Here is an 18,293-nt window from a genome sequence, read left to right as displayed (position 1 = left end):
AGAGTATGTCGCCGCCTTCTTCTTGAAAACCCTTTATCTAACTAGATAAAGGGTTTTTTTATGCGCTATAGGGAAACCTTAAAATAGTAGAGTAAACTTACCAAGACTACGCAACCTTTCTTCTTATAACGAACCTCATAATAACACCACATTATAACCCAATAAAAAAGCAGCCGATAAGCTGCTTTTTGTGATTATAGAAGTAATTTTTATTGATTATGGAGTAGGTAAGTCACCTTCACCTTTAATGGGAAGCTTTGATTTACCCATCAGGAATTTATCTACATTATGTGCCGCTTCGCGGCCTTCTGAAATTGCCCAAACGATTAATGACTGACCTCTGCGCATATCTCCCGCAACGAAAATATTCTTTGCATTTGTTTTATATTCATTGGTGCCTTTAATATTGGTTCTCTCATCAATCTCAAGCCCTAGTTTTTCACTTAAAGTCTTTTCAGGACCCGTAAAACCAAGGGAAAGTAAGGCCAGGTCACAAGGCCATTCCTTTTCTGTATTTGGGACTTCTTTTAGTTCTGGACGCTGTCCCGGTCTTTTGATCCATTCTACCTGAACTGTTTTTAAAGCCTTAAGATTACCTGATCCGTCCTTGATGAATTCTTTGGTTTGGATACTCCAGTTCCTTTCTACACCTTCTTCATGAGAAGAACTGGTCTTTAAAGTGAACGGCCAGTATGGCCAGGGGTTTTCAGAAGACCTGGTTTCCGGGGGAAGGGGTAATATTTCAAAATTGGTTACAGATTTCGCTCCGTGTCTGTTTGATGTTCCAACACAGTCTGAGCCGGTGTCTCCACCACCAATTACGATTACATTCCTGTCTTTGGCGTTATATTTTTCTTCGAGTGCATGCAATCCGTCAACCGTTTCGTTATTGTGTTTTAGGAAATCCATGGCCTGGACAACCCCTTTAGCATCTGAATTTGGTATTGGAAGTTCTCTTTTGGTAGTAGCACCTCCACAAAGAACTACGGCATCAAATGCTTTTAATTCGTCTACAGAATAATTCTTACCAACTTCAGTATTGGTTTTAAATTCAATTCCTTCCTCAGTCATTTGCTCCAGACGACGGTCTATAACTTTTTTCTCCATTTTGAAATCCGGAATTCCATACCTAAGAAGTCCGCCGATTTTCGAATCACGTTCAAAAACGGTTACATGATGTCCTGCTCTGTTCAATTGTTGTGCAGCGGCCAAGCCTGCGGGACCAGAACCAACTACTGCAACTCTTTTATCAGTACGATGGGCTGGTGGCTCAGGCTTTATCCAGCCTTCTTTAAAGCCTCGTTCAACGATATACTTCTCTATCATTTCAATGGCCACAGGAGGCTCTATAATGCCTAATACACAGGCCGATTCACATGGTGCCGGACATAATCTCCCGGTAAACTCCGGAAAATTGTTCGTTGCATGTAAGATCTTCAAAGCTTTTTGCCATTCATTTCTATAGACCGCATCATTGAAATCCGGGATCAGATTCCCTAACGGGCAACCACTATGGCAAAATGGAATTCCGCAATCCATGCATCGCCCCCCTTGCTTTTGAAGCTCTTCTGTCTTTAGTTCTTTATATAATTCGTTATAATTTTTAACCCTGTCCTGGGGTTTTATATCTTCTTCCTGAATACGATCGTATTCTAAAAATCCTCTTAATTCACCCATTATTATACTGTTTTAAGATCTACCTCTTCTTCTTTCTTTTTTTCTGCTTCCATCTGCTGTAATGCTCGTTTATATTCTGTGGGCATTACTTTTATGAATCCTTTTGAAGCTTGCTCCCAATTATTTAAAATAGACTTCGCAACTTCGCTTTCAGTATATTGATAATGATTTACGATAAGCTCTTCCAGTTCCTGTAGATTTTCTTCGGAAGGAGCTTCAAGCTCGATCATTTCCATATTGAAATTATTCCGATCCATATTATTTTCAGGATCATATATATAAGCCGTTCCGCCGCTCATTCCCGCAGCAAAATTTCTTCCGATTTCACCCAGGATCACTGCAATACCCCCGGTCATATATTCACAACCATGGTCTCCAATCCCTTCGATTACGGCTTTCGCTCCCGAATTTCTGACGCAGAATCGTTCTCCGCCAATACCGTTGATATAAGCCTCTCCATTGGTAGCGCCATACAAGGCAACATTCCCAATAATGATGTTTTCGTTGGATTTGAAGGTTGCCATTTTTGGTTTTCTAATGGAAAGAATAGCCCCGGAAAGTCCTTTTCCGAAGTAATCGTTAGAGTTTCCTTCAATATTAAGGTTTAAACCTTTGGCGGCAAAAGCTCCAAAACTCTGTCCGGCTGAACCATGAAAATTAAGGGTCAGCGTATTTTTAGGCAATCCTATAGAACCATGAATTTTAGAGATCTCATTACTAATGATCGCTCCGGTAGTACGGTTGGTATTGCTAATAGGAAAACTAAGCGTTACCGGTTCTTTTCTATAGATCGCCGGGTGCGCCTGTTTTAAAATTTCAAAATCCAGTACGCCCTCAATATTATGAAGCTGTTTTTCAGTATTTGAAAGTGGCACTCCATCTTTAATGTCCGGCTTATGTAAAATATTAGAAAGATCTATTCCCTGAGCTTTATAATGTTTTATGGCTCTGTTAGTATCAAGTTTCTGACATTGCCCTACCATTTCATTCATATTTCTGAATCCAAGTTGCGCCATGATCTCTCTTAATTCCTGGGCAATGAAATACATGAAATTGATCACATTTTCAGGGGTGCCTTTAAAATTCTTACGAAGTTCAGGATCCTGAGTGGCGATACCCACGGGGCAGGTGTTTAAATGACAGGCTCGCATCATGATGCATCCGGTAGCTACAAGTGGAGCAGTGGAGAAACCGAATTCTTCGGCTCCAAGTAAACAAGCGATCGCAACATCACGACCGGTTTTTAATTGACCATCACATTCTACTACGATCCGGCTTCTAAGATTGTTCAGTAATAAGGTTTGCTGGGCTTCGGCAATTCCAAGTTCCCAGGGTAAGCCGGCATGTCTTAGGGATGTTAAAGGAGAAGCTCCTGTTCCACCATCATAACCTGAAATCAATACAACATCTGCCTTGGCTTTGGCAACCCCGGCAGCAATGGTGCCAACACCAACCTTAGAAACAAGCTTTACATTGATGCGAGCTTCGCGATTGGCATTTTTCAGGTCAAAGATCAACTGCGCCAGATCTTCAATAGAATAAATATCGTGGTGTGGGGGCGGCGAGATCAACCCAACATAAGGTGTTGAATTTCTCGTTTTGGCAATATCGGGATTCACTTTAGGTCCGGGCAATTGTCCGCCTTCCCCGGGCTTGGCTCCCTGAGCCATTTTAATCTGAATTTCCCTGGCATTGGTCAAATAATCTATACTTACCCCAAATCTTCCTGAAGCCACCTGTTTAATTGCTGAATTTCGCCAGTTACCATTAATATCCTTTTGAAAACGTCCCGCATCTTCACCACCTTCACCCGAATTACTTTTACCTTTAATTCGGTTCATGGCAATGGCAAGGTTCTCATGCGCTTCTTTGCTAATAGACCCAAAGGACATTGCACCTGTCTTAAATCGTTTTACGATCTCGGTCCAGGGTTCAACCTCTTCAATTGGGATAGGATTCAATTCTTTGAATTTGAACATTCCTCTCAAGGTCATGAGCTTTTCATTCTGCTCATTGATAATTTTAGAATATTCAGTATAAGTTTCGTAGCTATTCTGTTTTACTGCTTGCTGAAGTTTAGCGACACTTGCAGGATTGAAAACATGACGCTCCCCATTCCTTCTCCAGCGATAATCTCCACCCATTTCAAGGTCAAGATCTGTTTCGGTTTCCGGAGGAAAGAAGGCATGCTGATAGCGTTTTTGAATTTCCTTTTCTACTTCGTAAAGTCCGATTCCTTCAATTCTGGTAGGCGTATTACAGAAATATTTATTGACGAATTTCTTATTCAGTCCTAAAATTTCGAAGATCTGGGATCCGCGGTAGGAGAGAAGCGTAGAAATTCCAATTTTGTTCATGATCTTCACGATGCCTTTTCCGATGGCGACATTGAAATTCTCCACGGCTACTTCAGGATCTTCTACATCGATCTCTTTTCTAGCAACCAGGTCATAGATCACTTCATTCACCATATACGGATTGATCGCACTGGCGCCATATCCAAATAAAGCAGCAAAATGATGCGGTTCTCTTGGTTCCGCAGATTCTATAACTATTCCGAAGGAAGACCTTCTGTTATGATCTTTGGCTCGATGATGCACAAAAGAACAGGCAAGAAGAGAAGGAATAGGAGCCAGTTTAGGATTCACATTTCTATCTGAAAGTATAATCACGTTACAACCATCATCCACGGCATGTTTTATTTCTGTGATCATTTCTTCCAGGCGATCTTCAAGACCATTCATTCCTTTTTCAGCTTCATAAAGCATGGAAATAGACTTCGCTTTAAAGCCAGGATAATCTATATATTTTATTTTGTCCAGATCTTCATTGGAAATAACCGGATTCTGAATTTTTAATTTCCTGGCCTGTTCAGGAATTATATCAAATAAGTTAAGATCTTCTCCAATAGAAAGGCTAATGTCGGTTACGATCTCTTCCCGAATTCCGTCAAGTGGCGGATTGGTTACCTGGGCAAAAAGCTGCTTGAAATAGTTGAATAATAGTTGTGGTTTATCTGAAAGTACGGCCAGGGGAATATCTATACCCATGGAACCAATAGCTTCTTTTGCTTTAGATGCCATCGGTGAAATAATGGTATCGATATCTTCATAAGTATATCCGAAAAGCTTTAGCCTGGTGATATAAGGAATTTCCTCTACTGGGGTCTTATTACCGGTATAAGGAACCTCTGCTAATGGCAGTAAATTATCGTCTAACCATTCTCGGTAGGGTCTTTCTGAAATAATTTTTTCTTTTACCTCTTCATCTTCGATAATTCGGCCTTCGATCATATCTACCAGGAACATTCTTCCCGGTTCCAGTCTACCATGTTTTAAGACATTTTCAGGTTTAATGTCCAGAACACCGGTTTCTGAAGACATTACCACATAGCCATCCTTGGTTACAGTATAACGGGAAGGTCTTAGACCATTTCTATCCAATAGCGCCCCGATATAATTCCCGTCAGTAAAAGGAATGGATGCGGGGCCGTCCCATGGTTCCATGATACAGGCATTATATTCATAGAATGCTTTTTTCTTGTCTTTCATAGAAGGATTTTTCTCCCAGGCTTCAGGCACCATTATCATAATAGCTTCGGGTAAGGATCGGCCGGTTTGTAGCAACAGCTCCAGAGCCATATCCATAGAGGCAGAATCTGATTTCCCTTCCATAGTGATTGGGACGATCTTTTTCATATCCTCGCCAAAAATATCACTTTCAAAAAGTTCTTCACGGGCCTTCATCCTGCTCAGGTTACCGCGCAGGGTATTGATCTCCCCGTTGTGGCACATATACCTAAAGGGTTGTGCCAGATCCCAGGTTGGGAAGGTATTGGTGGAAAAACGTTGATGTACTAATGCCAGTTTGGTGATCACGTCAGGGTCATTAAGATCTTTATAATAATCATTGATATCCTGAGGCATCAACAGTCCTTTATATATTATGGTATTAGTAGAAAGACTGGAAAAGTAGAAATATTCACTTTCAGCCAGACCGGAATTTTCAACCGAATGTTCTGCGATCTTTCGAGCAGAATATAATTTCGCATTGAAGTCCCGATCCTTCATTTCTTCAGGTCTTCCCACAAAAACCTGTTCTATGGCCGGTTCTACGTTGCTGGCCATTTTTCCTAGACAGGAGTGGTTTACCGGAACTTTTCTCCAGCCAAGTATTTTCAAATCCTGATTTTTGATCTCCTTTTCAAAAGCTTCTTTGCAAATATTAGCCTGATTCTTATTCTTCGGCAGAAAAACCATTCCCACGGCATATTCCCGGGATTCCGGCAATTCAAATTCGCAGACCTTTTTAAAAAAATCATGGGGAACTTCGATCAAAATTCCTGCACCGTCACCTGTCTTACCATCAGCGCTTACCGCACCCCTGTGTTCAAGACGAACCAGGATATCTATGGCATCGTGTATTATTTTATTGCTTTTTTCTCCTTTAAGGTTACATATAAATCCCGCTCCACAATTATCTCGCTCATTTAGTGGGGAGTAGAGTCCCTGTTCTTTCATTCTCATACGTGTTCATTCTTGATTATTCTTTTAAAGTTAAAGAAAAGCAAATTAAAATTTGGAAGAATAGGAGGCTTTGAATCAAGTTTTTAGGAATTCATAATTTGATGAGATTAGAATAGGAAAATGGTAAAATATTCAAGTTTAATTACGAAATGAATAATCCTTAGATGTTCAAAATGTGCACCTGGGTGTTTTCCCTTATTTATTGTATTTTTTTTTATAAAGATGGCGGATGAGAAAATAAATATTAACTTTAGTTATCTGAAAATAAGCCTATTGTATATACTCGTTTTAATTAGAATTAGCCTTCTCTTATACGATCTTCAATATTTTTTAGGCTTAACAGAAATGCTCAAAACCTATATTTACTTTACTATTTTGCTATTCTTATTTAACCTAATGGTGGTTTAATTATATCATCCTAGGCACTTCCCCCCTGTAGACGATATGCTTTATAGCATAATTCCCTGGCTATTGATAGTTTAGGTTTTCTGCCCTACTCTTAAAAGTTTTTTAACTCTTTAAAATAATTGACTGCCCGGTCTATCTATAAAAGGTTTAACCCTTAGTTATGTCTAACCTTTAAATTTTTAATTATGAAAGAAATTACATTTCAGGCAAAGCACTATACGATTAGTGCTTATGTTCGAGACTTCCTCTGGGTAAATTTGCAAAAAAATAAGGTTTATCTGCAAATTATTCTGATAATGGGTTTTTTGACCTTTGTAAATGAGGGATTTGCTCAAACCTACAAAGATGAAATAAGACAAGTAAAGAACTTAGATTATGTGAGCTCGCAAGATCCTATAGATCTAGTTTGGATAAATAGTAGTTTGCAAGCCAATAATTCGGCTTATTCAGAAGGAATGTCTACTCTTCAAAGAATTATTTTTGAAAATTTACCTCCGGCAGTAGGCAATGAACATACGTTAAGAATTCGTATTCAAACCCTAAAAGGAGGTAAGCATGCTTATGATTTTATTACTTCTTGGGAGCAATCTATGAATGTGGCTCAAACGATTTTACCTCCAGGGTTTATTTCGTTACCAGATCCAGGTAGTGATGCTTCACATCCTGTTTATACCTACACGGAATATGAAGATTTAGCATGTGGTCCAAATATCACGAGCACTGCAGAAATTGCATGTGTTGCAGCTGATCTTAGTGGGAACGAACAATATTTGCCAGTAGTGCAGGACGAGATTCCAAATCCTAATGTCGATTCAGGCTTAGATAGTTCAACCAGAGCTGCTATTATTTCAGCCTACGAAAGTGTATATGGAGACAGGACTGTTAAGGTTAAGGGAGATATGCCTTTTACTGGTAACGCCGGTGACCCAAATAGCAGAGTGACTTTTGCAGGATTTGATGGTGAATATATGTTTTATGATATTTCATGGGTTTCTGCATCATCGTCAATAGTAATTGAATTTGGAGCGCAAATTGCAGCAGGCTTCAGCCCTACTGGAGTTTATTCTAAAAATATTGGGTATTCAGTACCTGCAGACGGTATTGTTGGATATGGTCCGGGTCGTGGTGCTTCTAATGTTTCAGGAGCTCCATACCATGTTAAATTTACGGCCTTTTTAACAGATTTTGTTGATGGAAAAGCTCCTACCTTAGGTAGCCAGGATAATCAATTAATGGCAGATGGAGTTAGACTTATTCCTTTCTGTGATTTACAGGGGCAGCAAAGTTTTTGTTTGGATGAAGTTAGTGGGTCGGTTACTTATGATGGAAATGCAACAAATTTGGAAGGTGCTAGCTACTCATGGAGTTTTAAAACAGGAACGAATACATCTAATGCAACATTTGACGGTCCAATAGATGAATCAACAGTTGATGTAAACCCCGGCGATCAAGCCGGATCATATATTCTTGTTTTTAGAGTTACTAATGATTCCGGGCTCTTTGCTGAATGTGAAATTACGGCAAATGTAGGAGCTTCAACGGCCAATGCAGGATCAGATGATTCAGTTTGCTACGATGACGGTACAAATCAGATGACGTTGAATGGTTCAGCCAGTGGAGGCACAGCACCTTATACTTATTCCTGGAGTGGGGACACTACCTATTTAAGTGCAACGAATGTTGCTGGTCCAACACATGATAATGCACCTGTAGGGACTTATAATTTGACCTTAACAGTAACAGATGACAATGGATGTCAGGATACCGATACGGTCACATTAGTGGTTGATCCAAATCCAACGGCCAATGCAGGATCAGATGATTCAGTTTGCTACGATGACGGTACAAATCAGATGACGTTGAATGGTTCAGCCAGTGGAGGCACAGCACCTTATACTTATTCCTGGAGTGGGGACACTACCTATTTAAGTGCAACGAATGTTGCTGGTCCAACACATGATAATGCACCTGTAGGGACTTATAATTTGACCTTAACAGTAACAGATGACAATGGATGTCAGGATACCGATACGGTCACATTAGTGGTTGATCCAAATCCAACCTTTACGACTGATGAACCCCAACTAACTTGTTTCGGAGAGGCCCCTTCGATTGCGGTTACATCAGATACAAGCGGATTGGAATTTAAACTGGAAGAAAAAGCCCTGGCTGACGGTACATTTGCTGATTATACTGGACCATTTACAGATTTGAAATACGATACTGATTACGTTCTGACCGCAAGGGATAAAACTACCGGTTGTGAAACAGAGTATGAATTTAAAACTGATATTCAGATTGATATTCCAGCTATTGTTCAGTTGACAATTAATAGTCCAACTTGTGGCTCATATGATGGCTCTACTTATTTTGGAAGTATCCAAATAGATAATCATATTCCAGGATATCTTTATGCGGTAGTAGATCAATCAACATTTGTTGATATTGAGAGTGTACCTGTTTCAGCTTATATGAATTATGATGGAACAAGTGGATTGATTTCTGGAGTTGCTGTTGGAGAATATTATGTGATAGCAAAAAGTCCGGATGGATGTCTTTCAGCTATTGCTCCAGCAATACTATTAACTCCCGACTGTCTAACTTGTGAAACTGCATTTGCGAAGGATAGTGATAGTGCAGATGGTAAAGATAGTTCCTATTGTTTTATTGACGATAATGTTCCTAATTATGAGAATTCATTAACTGAAGAAAGATGGGGATGGACCAACGAATACACTCAGGCAGAATATACTACCTGGACAGAAAGCGATCCATTAGTACTTGATCTTTATGCAGCTGCTGGACAATGTGATATTTCGAAGGGAGCGCTTGCCGGTTATGTTGAAGTATATTTTGTTCCGAATGGAAAAGCTCCCGGAGCCGGTACCTTCGTTGTTGAGTATATTTCGAACGAAACAGAATTAGGTTGGTTAATTGAAGGTGCTCAGTTTTATATAGGTGAAGATCCTTATCCTAAAAATGGAAAAGGTAAGAATGCAGATGATTATACAGTTGCTCCCGGGAAATATCCGTTTACAATAGATACGGATGCCACAAACCATATTATGCTAGACTCATTGGAATGTGATGGAGTTGATAAGATATATATCATTGCTCATGCGGAAGTTTGTACAGCAAATTCAACAACTTACCAGGATAAATTATGGGATGAGGCTCAAACAGAATACTTTAATATTAACATTAAAAATAATTCGATAATATATGCTGAACCCACTAAAGGAGGTAAAACTCAGGTTTCTTCAACCAGTACTTCTTCAATTGAATCATCTGAGCCGTTGTTTAGTATTGCTCCGGTACCATTCAGAGATGTATTGAATGTTGGTTATCTGTTTGATTATACTTCAGATGTGACCATCCAGATCTTTGACCTGAATGGTAGATTGCTGAAAACATATACTGATACAGCTGTGAATTCAAATAGTGTTTCAACTTTTAATGTTGATTTCAGGACCAAGTCTAATCAGATATATATCGTGAGGATGACTACAGATCGTGAAGTTTATACTACGAAGATCATTGCAGCTAAATAATTAATCTAATATTAAAACTAAAAGAGCAGCCAATTGGCTGCTCTTTTTTATTGTATAAATTAGAAAAAGTTTTTAGTCCTTTAAGATACTCCTGGAAATTACAATTTTCTGAATTTCAGAAGTTCCTTCATAGATCTGTGTGATCTTGGCATCTCTCATTAATCTTTCCACGTGGTATTCTTTCACATATCCATTTCCTCCATGAACCTGTACCGCTTCTACAGTAACATCCATGGCAGTTTTTGAAGCATATAATTTAGCCATGGCTCCAGATAGATCGTAATTTTGTCCCTGGTCTTTATCCCAGGCAGCTTTCATTACCATATGTCTGGATGCTTCAATGGAAGTATGCATATCTGCAAGTTTAAAGGCAATTGCCTGATGATTGCAAATTTCAGTTCCAAAAGCTTTTCGCTGTTTTGAATAATCCCGGGCAAGCTCATATGCTCCGGCAGCAATTCCCAGTGCCTGTGCCGCGATCCCGATTCTACCTCCTGAAAGTGTTTTCATGGCAAATTTAAATCCGAAACCATCTTCACCAATCCTGTTCTCTTTAGGTACTTTTACATCATTAAAGTTTAATGAGTGCGTATCACTACCTCTAATTCCTAATTTCTGTTCTTTTGGGCCTATTTCGAAACCTTCAGAATCCTTTTCAACAATAAAGGCATTAATTCCCTTATGTTTTTTCTCTTTATCTGTTTGGGCAATCACTAAATAATAGTCGGCAGAACTTCCGTTGGTGATCCAGTTTTTAGTTCCGTTAAGTATATAATGATCTCCTTTGTCTATTGCTGTAGTTCTTTGTGAAGTAGCATCACTTCCTGCTTCCGGTTCAGAAAGACAAAAAGCTCCCAGTTTTTCACCGGTAGTTAGTTTAGAAAGATATTTCTTCTTTTGTTCTTCGTTCCCAAAAGTGTCAAGTCCCCAGCATACCAAAGAATTATTCACAGAAATCATAACCGAAGCAGATGCATCAATCTTGGAGATCTCTTCCATCGCTAAGACATAAGAAATGGTATCCATACCTCCACCTCCATATTCTGGTGAAGCCATCATCCCTAAAAAGCCTAGATCTCCCATCTTCTTAATAAGTTCCTTAGGAAATTCTTGCTTTTCATCTCTTTCAATAACGCCCGGCAATAATTCTGTTTTTGCAAAATCACGAGCGGCATCGCGTATCATTATATGTTCTTCGGTAAGTTTAAAATCCATATCAAAAAATTTAAAAAAAACTAATTTTTGGAGGCCAAAGATAGCTTTTTGATATCGCTTTTTCAATTGATATTAAGTATTTTTACGAATATGGAAAAAAACCAATACAGGTTGATAGGTGTTATGTCTGGAACTTCTTTAGACGGTATCGATCTTGTTTTTACAGAAATCAGTTTTTATGATAAACCTGAATTCTCCATAATTTCCGCTGAAACATTTCCATATCCTAAAAAGTGGAGAGATAAACTTTCTTCTGCGATCAATTTGGATGCTCCCGAACTCAACAGGCTGGATGAAGAATATACTGCCTACCTGGCTGAAGTTATTAATCGTTTTATTCAGAAATATGACATTGACCTTATAGACGCAGTTTGCAGTCATGGGCACACCGTAAAGCACCGGCCTAAACAGGGCATAACCTATCAAATAGGGAATATGCCTAAACTTGCCCATTTGATAAATGCTCCGGTGGTTTGCGATTTCAGGGTTCAGGATGTGGAACTGGGAGGGCAGGGTGCACCATTGGTTCCCATAGGCGATCGCCTGCTTTTTAACCAATATAGGTATTGTATCAATTTAGGTGGTTTTGCTAATGTTTCCATGGAAAAAGATTCACAACGAATAGCTTTTGATATTTGCCCGGTAAATACGGTCCTTAATTTCTTTATGCGGCAACTGGATAGAGAATATGATGAGGATGGGAAACTAGCGAAATCTGGAAAGATTGATAATGAGCTGTTAGCGAAGCTGAATTCTCTGCAATATTATAAAAAAGAACCTCCAAAATCTCTGGGAATTGAATGGGTGAACTGTGAAATAATTCCTCTTTTGGAAAAGTATCAAAGTGATATTCCTTCAATTCTGAAAACATTTACAACACATGCGGCGATCCAGATCGCCAATTCTCTTGATAATAATCCTCAATCAAAAGTTCTTTTAACTGGCGGAGGAACCTTCAATACATTCTTTATTGAGGAAATAAAATCACGTTCACAATGTGACTTTGTAATACCAGATAAGCAGTTAATAGATTTTAAAGAAGCATTGATTTTTGCTTTCTTAGGCGTGTTGAAATTGAGGGGAGAGGTAAACGTGTTAAGTTCAGTTACCGGTTCAAAAATGGATCATTCTTCTGGACGTGTTTATGAACCCTGAAAATTTTGCCAAATTCGGAATGGAGCCTGCTTAGTTTTTTATATTTGCCTCAAAATATTTCAAAAATGAAAGAATTACTCAAAGTATACGAAAATAAAGAGCCTGAAATTGTATTTAACTGGAAAGATTCTGAAACCGAAGCCGAAGGCTGGACGGTGATCAACTCTCTTCGTGGTGGAGCTGCCGGTGGCGGAACCAGAATGAGAAAAGGATTAGATCAAAACGAAGTTCTTTCATTGGCTAAAACGATGGAGGTAAAGTTTACCGTTTCCGGGCCTCCAATTGGCGGAGCTAAATCTGGAATCAACTTTGATCCGGCAGATCCCCGTAAGAAAGGAGTTCTGGAGCGTTGGTATAAAGCAGTATCGCCACTACTTAAAAGCTACTATGGGACCGGTGGGGACCTGAACGTAGATGAAATAAACGAAGTAATTCCAATTACAGAGAATTGTGGTGTATGGCATCCTCAGGAAGGTGTTTTTAGTGGACACTTTCAGCCGACAGAATCTGATAAGATCAATAGAATCGGTCAATTGAGACAGGGAGTGATCAAGGTATTGGAAAACACTAATTTCTCACCAGATATTAGTAGAAAATATACCGTAGCAGATATGATCACCGGTTATGGTGTTGCTGAAGCTGTTCATCATTATTATTCAATTTATGGTGGTGATATTAAAGGAAAAAGAGCAATCGTTCAGGGGTTTGGAAATGTTGGATCTTCAGCTGCTTATTATCTTTCTCAAATGGGAGCTAAGATCGTAGGGATCATAGATCGCGCCGGTGGTTTGATCAATGAAGATGGTTTCAGCTTTGAAGAGATCAAACAAATGTTTCTGGATAAAGATGGAAATGCCCTGAGACATAAAGATGTGATGTCTTTTGAAGAAGTAAATGATAAAGTATGGAAGCTGGATGCGGAGATCTTCGCTCCATGTGCTGCATCCCGTTTAATTTCAAAAGACCAGATCACAAATCTTATAGACCGTAAACTGGAAGTAATTTCCTGCGGTGCGAATGTTCCTTTTGCCGATAAGGAAATTTTCTTCGGACCAATTATGGAGTACACCGATGAAAGAGTAAGCCTAATTCCAGACTTTATTTCAAATTGTGGAATGGCTCGTGTATTTGCATATTTTATGGAAAGAAGAGTTCAAATGACCGATGAGGCTATTTTTAATGATACTTCTATGACCATTAAAAATGCTATTCAGAATACATTTGATAATAATAGCAGCAAAACAAATATTAGTAAAACGGCTTTCGAAGTAGCTCTTAAACAACTTGTTTAAAAGTTTGTGTAAACATTTTAGAGGTTCGGGTAAAACCACTCTGCTGTTTATTTAAATTTGGTTTACAATTAAAATCATATTAGCACGTTACATTACAAAACCCATTTATACATATGCTTAATTTTATTCAGCAGGACGAAGTGGTTGATGCAGCTCAGGCAGCAGAACCGATCGTAGAAGAGAAGACTTTATCGTTATTTGATCTAATGTTTAGCGGTGGTCTTGGTGGCCAGATCATTATTATAATTCTCTTTGTACTATTATTTGCAGCGGTATATATCTATTTTGAAAGGCTTTTTGCAATTAAGGCAGCCAGCCGGGTAGATAAGAACTTTATGCATCAAATTAAAGACAGCGTTCAGGGCGGTAATATCGAATCTGCCAAGATAAGATGCGCCCAGAGTGATTCTCCTGTTGCCAGGTTAACTGAAAAAGGAATTTCCCGAATTGGAAGTCCTTTGGAGGATATTAACACGGCTATAGAAAATGCAGGTAGGCTTGAAGTTTACAAGCTGGAGAAGAATGTAAGTATTTTGGCAACTATTGCCGGTGCGGCCCCAATGATTGGTTTCCTTGGAACAGTAATTGGTATGGTGCTTGCTTTTCATGAACTTGCTACAAGTAGTGGGCAGGCGCAGATGGGAGCATTGGCTGAAGGAATTTATACTGCAATGACTACTACTGTCGCCGGTCTAATAGTTGGTATTATTGCCTATATAGGTTATAACCATCTTGTGGTGAAGACAGATAAAGTGGTTCACCAGATGGAAGCTACAGCGGTAGATTTCCTTGACCTTCTAAACGAACCTGCTTAATATGAATTTAAGAGGAAGAAATAAAATAAGTCCGGAGTTTAGCATGAGCTCGATGACAGATGTAGTTTTTCTACTTCTCATCTTCTTCATGCTAACCTCACCGGTGATCACTCCTGAAGCTTTGGATCTTATCCTTCCGAAGGCTAAAGGTAAAACTACCAGCAAGCAAACACTTTCGGTTAGTATAACTAAAGATCTTCAGGTTTATATAAATAGTGAAAGAATAAGTAATAGTGCCCTGGAGTCAACTTTAAAAAGTCGTTTGGCGGGAGAAGAGAATCCTACGATCATCTTGAGAGCTGAAGAAGGAGTGCCTATTGAAAAAGCGGTAAATGTTATGGATATCGCAAATAGAAATAGTTATAAGATAGTTTTAGCGGTAAAACCTGAATAGAATGTCGATGCTGGAAACAAAACACGAGAAGAAATCTTTTACCATTACAGTGGCAATACATGTAGTGCTTATTCTTCTTTTGATCTTTTTCGGCCTTACTTATTTAGATCCGCCACCAGAAAATGGTATTGCCATCAATTTTGGAACTTCTGAAGTTGGTTCAGGAAATGAACAGCCTAAGGAGCCTGTAAAATCTGCCCCGAAACAAGCTGCAGCACAGCCGGTAAAGTCTGAGCCGGTGATTGATAAGGAAGTGGTTACCCAGGATATAGAAGAAGCTCCGGTTATTGAAAAGAAAAAGAAAAAGCCAACTCCGGTTGAGACAAAACAACCGGAACCTCCAAAAGAGGATCCTAAGCCGGTAAAAAAACCCGAACCAAAACCTGATAAGTCTACCAATGATGCTTTGAGTAGCATCCTAAATGGACCTGAAAGATCTGGTACTGCAACCGGGGGAGAAGGTAATGATAATGTTGCCGGAGATAAAGGAAGTCCAGATGGAGATCCAAATGCTAGTTCTTATTACGGCCAGGGAGCAGGTCTTGATGGGGATGGAAATTACAGGCTTGGGGGAAGAAAAGCCCTGAATAAAGAGAAATTTGTTCAGGATTGTAATGAATCCGGGATCGTAGTTGTGAAAATAGTGGTTGATCAGTCAGGACGAGTAGTAAGTGCACAACCAGGTATGAAGGGAACTACTAATAGTGCGGCCTGCTTAACAGGCCCTGCCAAAAGAGCCGCTTTAGCCACCAGATTCAATAGTGACTCCAATGCACCTTCCCAGCAGGTTGGGACAATTGTCTACAATTTTAAACTTACCGAATAGGTGAAAACTTATCAAGAAACTGTTGAATGGATGTTTCAGCAGTTACCAATGTTTCAGAGAATAGGGAAACAGGCTTTTAAAAAAGACCTTTCCAATACTCACAAGCTTGCCGAACATCTTGCGCATCCTGAAAATAAATTCAAAAGCATTCATGTGGCCGGGACTAATGGAAAAGGCTCCGTAAGTCATATGCTCGCATCTGTCTTTCAATCGGCAGGATATAAGACGGGTTTATACACTTCACCTCATTTAAAGGATTTTAGAGAACGTATAAGGATCAATGGCCTGGTTATTCCACAGGACGATGTAATTTCATTTATTGAACAAAATCAAAGTTTTCTAAGTGATAACAAACTTAGTTTTTTTGAAATGAGCGTGGGAATGGCCTTTGACTATTTTGCAAAGCAAAAGGTAGATATCGCCATCATTGAAACCGGAATGGGCGGCAGGCTGGATTCTACCAATATTATTACTCCCGAATTATCTGTTATAACGAATATTGGACTGGATCATACTGCTTTTCTGGGCGATAATTTAACTGAAATTGCCGGGGAAAAAGCAGGGATCATTAAAGAAAAAGTACCGGTAGTTATTGGTGAGAAACATAAACAAACCGAGACTGTTTTTAGAAATAAATCAGAAAAATCAAATTCCAGTATTTTCTTTGCTGAAGACTTTAAATTTCAGAAACATCACACCGATCTAAAAGGGGATTATCAGAAGAAGAACCTGAGAACGGTCCTTACTTCAATAAAGCTTTTAAGAGATAAAGGCTGGCTTATCTCTGAAGAAGCCGTTATAAATGGTTTAAATAATGTGAAATTGCATACCGGACTTCAGGGACGCTGGGATTTGCTTCGCGAGAAACCAAAGGTGATCTGTGATACTGCACACAATGCTGAAGGCCTAAAAATTGTAATAAAGCAGCTTAAAAGAGAAAAATTCCAGCATCTTCATATGGTTTTGGGAGTGGTTAACGATAAGGACCTGTCTAAGGTATTGCCATTACTTCCAAAGGATGCAAATTATTATTTTGCAAAACCTGATGTTCCCCGGGGGCTTGATGCAGATATTCTAAAAAATGAAGCCTCAAAATTTGATTTAGAAGGCAAAGCCTATACTTCAGTTCAGGAAGCTTTCCTCGCTGCGGAAGAAGTGGCGTTAGATGAGGATCTAATATTTATTGGCGGAAGTAATTTTACAGTAGCAGAAGTATTGTGAATGAAAAAAATAGTTAAGTTTAAAATTTATTATATCTTTATAATACTCTGTAAAACAACAAACTAAATTCAATATCCCTTTTCTGCAACCTATGCTTATGGTCTAGCCCATCCCTACTATTGAGTTGACTTTTTTGCTATGAATAAATTATTCATTAAAAAAATCAACTAAAAATGAAAACAATTGTCAAATTATTAGTTTTTGTATTCGTGCTTTCGCTTAGTGAAATAGCAACGAGTCAGGAAGAAACTCCGCAATCCCAGGAACCGGCGTACGAACCAATTTACATTACCATGACTACGACTCATTGGAATGATGATCCAGATATTGATTTTTCAGATTGGTTAGATACCGAGAAGGAATACTTTAATAAAGTGACCAGTAAAAATGATCTGATTCTTAGTTCTGGAGTATATACCCATTATTTTACCCCAGATAACTCAGAAATAGTATTGGTAAATGTTTATAAAACCTGGGAAGATATCGAGAAGGCCAATGAAATAAATCAGAAACTGATCGAAGAGGGTTGGCCAAATGAAGATGAAAGACAGGCATTTTTTGAGAAGCAACAGTCTTATTACGAACCAGATCATAATGATGAGATCTATCAGTCTATGGAATTTATGATTCCGGAAGAAGCCTCTGACGAATCTCGTATATTTTATGTTAGAAGTAGTGACCTGGCCATGAATGGAGAGGGTTCGCCTGCCAATTTTAAAGAGTATTATGAGAAAGTAACCAAAAAGAGTAAAAAGCTGAAAGGCTACTATACCCACAGGCATTTATGGGGTTCTAACAGTCGTGAAATAAGTGAAGTTTTTGTTTTTGATAAACTTGGAGAAATAGAAGAATTTTTTGAAGAGCAGGAAAACTTAACAGCTTCTGCATGGGAAGATGAAAAGGAAAGAAATGATTTCATGAAGGAGATGGGTAAACTTTTTACCGGTAAGCATGCCGATTATGTTTACCGTAATGTGCCCGAATTAATGAAATAATATACTGGCCCTGAGTCTTTTGGTTCAGGGCTTTCTTTTGATCTTTTCTGTTCTGATTTTTGACTGAAAATTAATTTCATTTTTCACTAATTTTTTTTTGTGTAATTGAAAATCTAGTCTATATTTGCATCCGCAATCAGGCGAGGGCGCGTAGCTCAGTTGGTTCAGAGCACTTGGTTTACACCCAAGGGGTCAGGGGTTCGAATCCCTTCGCGCCC

Annotated in this window: 11 protein-coding genes and 1 tRNA gene; 9 read left to right on the top strand and 3 right to left on the bottom strand. The window is 39.0% G+C overall.

The features are described from left to right. Positions 1-216: 216 nt before the first annotated feature. Complete coding sequence (locus LGQ90_RS08435) at positions 217-1,677, bottom strand: glutamate synthase subunit beta (protein WP_229340048.1); 1,461 nt, start codon at positions 1,675-1,677, stop codon at positions 217-219. Positions 1,678-1,679: 2 nt separating this feature from the next. Then, positions 1,680-6,203 carry a glutamate synthase large subunit gene (gene gltB / locus LGQ90_RS08430; protein ID WP_229340046.1) on the bottom strand — a complete coding sequence of 1,508 codons (4,524 nt, stop codon included), beginning with the start codon at positions 6,201-6,203 and terminating at the stop codon, positions 1,680-1,682. 593 nt (positions 6,204-6,796) lie between these two features. On the opposite strand from gltB, the gene LGQ90_RS08425 reads away from it, so the two are divergent. Beyond that, positions 6,797-10,162: a PKD domain-containing protein gene (locus LGQ90_RS08425; protein ID WP_229340043.1), complete on the top strand. Its 3,366-nt coding sequence runs from the start codon at positions 6,797-6,799 to the stop codon at positions 10,160-10,162. 72 nt (positions 10,163-10,234) lie between these two features. Here LGQ90_RS08425 and LGQ90_RS08420 read toward each other — a convergent pair whose 3' ends face one another. Continuing rightward, the gene (locus LGQ90_RS08420; protein ID WP_229340041.1) at positions 10,235-11,377 is read right to left on the bottom strand and encodes an acyl-CoA dehydrogenase; all 1,143 of its coding nucleotides are present in this window, start codon (positions 11,375-11,377) and stop codon (positions 10,235-10,237) included. Positions 11,378-11,467: 90 nt separating this feature from the next. Here LGQ90_RS08420 and LGQ90_RS08415 point away from each other — a divergent pair, with 90 nt between their 5' ends. From LGQ90_RS08415 to LGQ90_RS08380, 8 genes are all read left to right on the top strand, one after another. Then, positions 11,468-12,532, top strand: coding sequence for an anhydro-N-acetylmuramic acid kinase (locus tag LGQ90_RS08415; RefSeq protein WP_229340039.1), 1,065 nt, complete (start codon positions 11,468-11,470; stop codon positions 12,530-12,532). A gap of 65 nt (positions 12,533-12,597) precedes the next feature. Beyond that, positions 12,598-13,824 (top strand): Glu/Leu/Phe/Val dehydrogenase dimerization domain-containing protein, encoded by a 1,227-nt coding sequence (locus LGQ90_RS08410; RefSeq protein ID WP_229340037.1) that lies wholly within the window; start codon positions 12,598-12,600, stop codon positions 13,822-13,824. Positions 13,825-13,937: 113 nt separating this feature from the next. Then, complete coding sequence (locus tag LGQ90_RS08405) at positions 13,938-14,639, top strand: MotA/TolQ/ExbB proton channel family protein (RefSeq protein WP_229340035.1); 702 nt, start codon at positions 13,938-13,940, stop codon at positions 14,637-14,639. Between the two features lies 1 nt (position 14,640). Beyond that, positions 14,641-15,033: an ExbD/TolR family protein gene (locus LGQ90_RS08400; protein WP_156274261.1), complete on the top strand. Its 393-nt coding sequence runs from the start codon at positions 14,641-14,643 to the stop codon at positions 15,031-15,033. A gap of 1 nt (position 15,034) precedes the next feature. Continuing rightward, positions 15,035-15,859: an energy transducer TonB gene (locus tag LGQ90_RS08395; RefSeq protein ID WP_229340033.1), complete on the top strand. Its 825-nt coding sequence runs from the start codon at positions 15,035-15,037 to the stop codon at positions 15,857-15,859. Continuing rightward, on the top strand, positions 15,860-17,080 hold the full coding sequence (locus tag LGQ90_RS08390) for a bifunctional folylpolyglutamate synthase/dihydrofolate synthase (RefSeq protein ID WP_229340031.1): 1,221 nt from the start codon (positions 15,860-15,862) through the stop codon (positions 17,078-17,080). It begins immediately after the preceding gene. 173 nt (positions 17,081-17,253) lie between these two features. Further along, complete coding sequence (locus LGQ90_RS08385) at positions 17,254-18,075, top strand: hypothetical protein (protein ID WP_229340029.1); 822 nt, start codon at positions 17,254-17,256, stop codon at positions 18,073-18,075. A gap of 144 nt (positions 18,076-18,219) precedes the next feature. Continuing rightward, positions 18,220-18,293: transfer RNA gene (locus LGQ90_RS08380), tRNA-Val, on the top strand.

Origin of the sequence: Christiangramia sediminis (assembly GCF_020552705.1) — a bacterium.
GTDB classification, from domain to species: Bacteria; Bacteroidota; Bacteroidia; order Flavobacteriales; family Flavobacteriaceae; genus Christiangramia; species Christiangramia sediminis.
Note: the sequence above shows the minus strand (reverse complement) of the source record. Positions and strands in the feature narration are given on the sequence as shown.

Bases quoted from the DNA above. Each gene is read 5' to 3' on its own strand.
- LGQ90_RS08410 (WP_229340037.1), top strand. From the start codon at position 12,598: ATGAAAGAATTACTCAAAGTATACGAAAATAAAGAGCCTGAAATTGTA.
- LGQ90_RS08415 (WP_229340039.1), top strand. From the start codon at position 11,468: ATGGAAAAAAACCAATACAGGTTGATAGGTGTTATGTCTGGAACTTCT.
- LGQ90_RS08400 (WP_156274261.1), top strand. From the start codon at position 14,641: ATGAATTTAAGAGGAAGAAATAAAATAAGTCCGGAGTTTAGCATGAGC.
- LGQ90_RS08405 (WP_229340035.1), top strand. From the start codon at position 13,938: ATGCTTAATTTTATTCAGCAGGACGAAGTGGTTGATGCAGCTCAGGCA.
- LGQ90_RS08435 (WP_229340048.1), bottom strand. From the start codon at position 1,677: ATGGGTGAATTAAGAGGATTTTTAGAATACGATCGTATTCAGGAAGAA.
- LGQ90_RS08395 (WP_229340033.1), top strand. From the start codon at position 15,035: ATGTCGATGCTGGAAACAAAACACGAGAAGAAATCTTTTACCATTACA.
- gltB (WP_229340046.1), bottom strand. From the start codon at position 6,203: ATGAGAATGAAAGAACAGGGACTCTACTCCCCACTAAATGAGCGAGAT.
- LGQ90_RS08425 (WP_229340043.1), top strand. From the start codon at position 6,797: ATGAAAGAAATTACATTTCAGGCAAAGCACTATACGATTAGTGCTTAT.
- LGQ90_RS08420 (WP_229340041.1), bottom strand. From the start codon at position 11,377: ATGGATTTTAAACTTACCGAAGAACATATAATGATACGCGATGCCGCT.
- LGQ90_RS08385 (WP_229340029.1), top strand. From the start codon at position 17,254: ATGAAAACAATTGTCAAATTATTAGTTTTTGTATTCGTGCTTTCGCTT.